The organism is Streptomyces murinus (genome assembly GCF_002154555.1).
Lineage (GTDB): Bacteria > Actinomycetota > Actinomycetes > Streptomycetales > Streptomycetaceae > Streptomyces > Streptomyces murinus.
In genome coordinates, this window is sequence record NZ_MUNF01000857.1 from 1 (window position 1) to 2,016 (window position 2,016).

At 71.0% G+C, this 2,016-nt stretch carries 2 protein-coding genes and 1 pseudogene; all 3 read left to right on the forward strand.

What is annotated here, in order from left to right:
- A pseudogene (locus CCN72_RS41150) lies at positions 1-194 on the forward strand (DNA-processing protein DprA); the annotation flags it as partial.
- A gap of 326 nt (positions 195-520) precedes the next feature.
- Positions 521-1,363, forward strand: a complete 843-nt coding sequence (gene whiG / locus CCN72_RS35870) for an RNA polymerase sigma factor WhiG (RefSeq protein WP_037654549.1) — start codon at positions 521-523, stop codon at positions 1,361-1,363.
- 65 nt (positions 1,364-1,428) lie between these two features.
- Positions 1,429-1,983, forward strand: a complete 555-nt coding sequence (locus tag CCN72_RS35875; RefSeq protein WP_085566775.1) for a TetR/AcrR family transcriptional regulator — start codon at positions 1,429-1,431, stop codon at positions 1,981-1,983.
- Positions 1,984-2,016 lie beyond the last annotated feature (33 nt).

Genomic DNA, 2,016 nt, shown 5'->3' on the forward strand with positions numbered 1-2,016 from the left:
TCGTCCGGAGTGGTACGGGCGACCGCGCGTCCCCCGCCGGGGAGATCGCGGCGGCCGCCCGTACCACTCCGGACGAGGCGATCGCGAGACTGTACGAACTCCGAGCACTTGGATACGTCGAACGACATGGCGATGGCTGGAAGTTGACACGCCAGGCGGTGATCTCGGCCCGCGCGGGTCGCCCCCCATGCTGACCGAGCGTGTTCGGCCGTCCGGGGGAACACCCGACGCCCTTGGGGTTTCCCGGAGTTGGCGCCCATCGGCCATCACACAGAGCGACCTGCGGAAGGTGATGCCGAAGGGGCCTCCGGGGACCCGCGCAGGGGTGGCGCCTCGTCGTTCGCACACCGCGACTCCCCAGTCACGCTACGCTCACGAAGACGTCTCCACAGACCACCCAACTCGACATCAGACCGACACCTCACCCAGGCGGCCCCCTTTCGACCCGTGACCTCCCCGCACCGCACCCACGGTCACGGCACTTGACGGCACTTCACGGCAGAACGGCACAAGGCGACGAATGCCCCAGCACACCTCCGGGTCCGACCGGGCGGCGATCCCCCCAGCCGCCCGCGACGGTGGCAGCGTGCGGCCGCCCGCTCCCTCGACGCTCGACGAGCTGTGGCGGTCGTACAAGGCGACGGGGGACGAACGGCTGCGGGAGCAGCTGATCCTGCACTACTCGCCGCTCGTGAAATACGTGGCGGGCCGGGTGAGCGTCGGGCTGCCGCCCAATGTGGAGCAGGCCGACTTCGTCTCCTCCGGGGTGTTCGGGCTGATCGACGCGATCGAGAAGTTCGACATCGACCGGGAGATCAAGTTCGAGACGTACGCGATCACCCGGATCCGCGGCGCCATGATCGACGAGCTGCGGGCGCTGGACTGGATCCCGCGCTCGGTGCGGCAGAAGGCGCGCAATGTCGAGCGCGCCTACGCCACCCTGGAGGCCCGGCTGCGGCGCACCCCGAGCGAGAGCGAGGTGGCCGCGGAGCTGGGCATGGAGGTGGAGGAACTGCACGCCGTCTTCAGCCAGTTGTCGCTCGCCAACGTGGTCGCCCTGGAGGAGCTGCTGCATGTCGGCGGCGAGGGCGGGGACCGGCTCAGCCTCATGGACACGCTGGAGGACACCGCCGCGGACAACCCCGTGGAGGTGGCCGAGGACCGGGAGCTGCGCAGATTCCTCGCGCGGGCCATCAACACGCTGCCCGACCGGGAGAAGACCGTCGTCACGCTCTACTACTACGAGGGCCTCACACTCGCCGAGATCGGCAATGTCCTCGGGGTCACCGAGAGCCGGGTCAGCCAGATCCACACCAAGTCGGTGCTCCAGTTGAGGGCGAAGCTGGCGAGCTTCGGACGCTGAGCGGACGCCGCTTCGCGCGGGCGCGTCCTAAAGTGGTCGACGTGCCAAGGATTCGAGCGGCCTCCGTGGCCGAGCACCGGTCGATGCAGCGAGCCGCCCTGCTGGACGCGGCTCGTTCCCTGTTGTCCGAGGGCGGGACGGAGGCGCTGACCTTCCCCGCGCTGGCCGAGCGCACGGGACTCGCGCGCTCCTCGGTGTACGAGTACTTCCGCTCCCGGGCGGCCGTGGTCGAGGAACTCTGCGAGGTCGACTTCCCGCTGTGGGCGGCGGAGGTGGCCGCGGCCATGGAGCTCGCGGACTCGCCCGAGGGGAAGGTCGAGGCGTACGTCCGCCGGCAGCTGGCCCTCGTCGGGGACCGCCGGCACCGGGCTGTGGTGGCGATCTCCGCGAGCGAGCTGGACGCCGGGGCCCGGGAGAAGATCAGGGCGGCGCACGGCGAGCTGGTCGCGATGATCGTCGAGGCGCTGGGCGAGCTGGGGCAGGCGCAGCCGCGGCTGGCGGCGATGCTGCTCCAGGGCGTCGTGGACGCGGCGGTCCGGCGGATCGAGATCGGCGCGGAGGACCCGGCGGCAGTGACGGAGGCCGCGGTCAGGATGGCGCTTCGGGGCGTACGGGGCTGAGCGCCGCGGGGGTCAGCCCCGTACGCCCCGAAG